Source organism: Rhizobium phaseoli, assembly GCF_010668805.1.
Taxonomy (GTDB): Bacteria; Pseudomonadota; Alphaproteobacteria; order Rhizobiales; family Rhizobiaceae; genus Rhizobium; species Rhizobium phaseoli_A.
Genome location: NZ_WUFT01000052.1, coordinates 1 through 1758 on the forward strand (window position 1 = coordinate 1; position 1758 = coordinate 1758).

At 61.3% G+C, this 1758-nt stretch carries 1 protein-coding gene; it reads right to left on the reverse strand.

Features of this window, described 5'->3' with window-relative positions; translation table 11 throughout:
* The coding region (acs, locus tag GR197_RS31315; RefSeq protein ID WP_164016582.1) for an acetate--CoA ligase at positions 1–1758 on the reverse strand (1758 nt) is incomplete at both ends.

Consider the following 1758-nt stretch of genomic DNA (forward strand, 5'->3'; position numbering starts at 1 on the left):
GCAGGGTCCGCGAGCGTCGAGGTATCGCCGAGAGCACCGAAATCGTCCTCGGCGATCTTGCGCAGGATACGGCGCATGATCTTGCCGGAGCGGGTCTTCGGCAGGCCGGGCGCAAACTGAATCTTGTCGGGCGCGGCAATCGGACCGATCTCGGCACGCACATGTTTCACCAGGTCCTGGCGAAGCGCATCGGTCCCTTCGTGACCGGCCATCAGCGTCACATAGCAATAAATGCCCTGACCCTTGATCGGATGCGGATAACCGACGACGGCGGCTTCCGAAACCAGATTGTGCGAGACGAGGGCGGATTCCACTTCCGCCGTGCCGAGCCGGTGGCCGGAGACGTTGAGCACGTCGTCGACACGGCCGGTGATCCAGTAATAGCCATCGGCATCGCGCCGGCAGCCGTCGCCCGTGAAATACTTGCCCTTGTAGGTAGAGAAATAGGTCTGGATGAAACGCTCATGATCGCCGTAGACCGTGCGCATCTGGCCGGGCCAGCTGTCGGTGATGCAGAGATTTCCGTCGGCGGCACCTTCCAGCACCTTGCCCTCATTGTCGACCAGCTGCGGTTTGACGCCGAAGAACGGCACCGTCGCCGAGCCGGGTTTCAGATCGGTGGCGCCAGGCAGCGGCGTGATCATGTGGCCGCCGGTTTCCGTCTGCCACCAGGTATCGATGACCGGGCAGCGCTTGTCGCCGACCACATTGTAGTACCATTCCCAGGCTTCCGGATTGATCGGCTCGCCGACCGTGCCGAGCAGGCGCAGCGACGCGCGCGAGGAACGGGTGACGAAATCGTCGCCGGCCCCCATCAGCGAACGGATCGCCGTCGGCGCCGTATAGAAGATATTGACCTTGTGTTTGTCGATGACTTCCCAGAAACGGCCTTGGTCCGGAAAATTCGGCACGCCCTCGAACATCAGCGTCGTCGCGCAATTGGCGAGCGGCCCGTAGACGATATAGGAATGGCCGGTGACCCAGCCGACATCGGCCGTGCACCAGTAGACGTCACCGTCATGATAGTCGAAGACGTATTCATGGGTCATCGCCGCATAAACGAGATAACCGCCCGTGGTGTGCAGCACACCTTTCGGCTTGCCGGTCGAGCCTGAGGTATAGAGAATGAACAGCGGATCTTCCGCTTTCATCTTCACCGGCGGGCATTCCGCCTTCACCGTCGCAATCTCCTGGTGATGCCAGAGGTCGCGGCCGGGCGCCCAGCCGGTCTTGCCACCGGTGCGGCGCACCACCAGCACCTTGCTGACATGCACGTGCTGGCGGGCAGCGATATGGATCGCCGTGTCGGTATTGTCCTTCAGCGGCACCGGCTTGCCGCCGCGCAGACCTTCGTCGCAGGTGATGACGAAGGTGGATTCGCAGTCGACGATGCGTCCGGCCAGCGCCTCGGGCGAGAAGCCGCCGAAGACCACCGAATGCACGGCGCCGATGCGGGCACAGGCAAGCATCGCATAGGCCGATTCCGGGATCATCGGCATGTAGATAGTGACGCGATCGCCCTTCTTGACACCGTGCTTCTTCAACACGTTCGCCATCCGGCAGACATGCTCGTAGAGCTCGTTATAGGTGACCTTCTTGTCGATATAGGGATTGTCGCCTTCCCAGATGATCGCCACCTGGTCGCCATTGGTCTTCAGATGGCGGTCGATGCAATTGTAGGAGACGTTGGTCTGGCCGTCCTCGAACCACTTGATCGAGACCTTGCCGGTAAAGGACGTGTTCTTGACCTTGGTATAG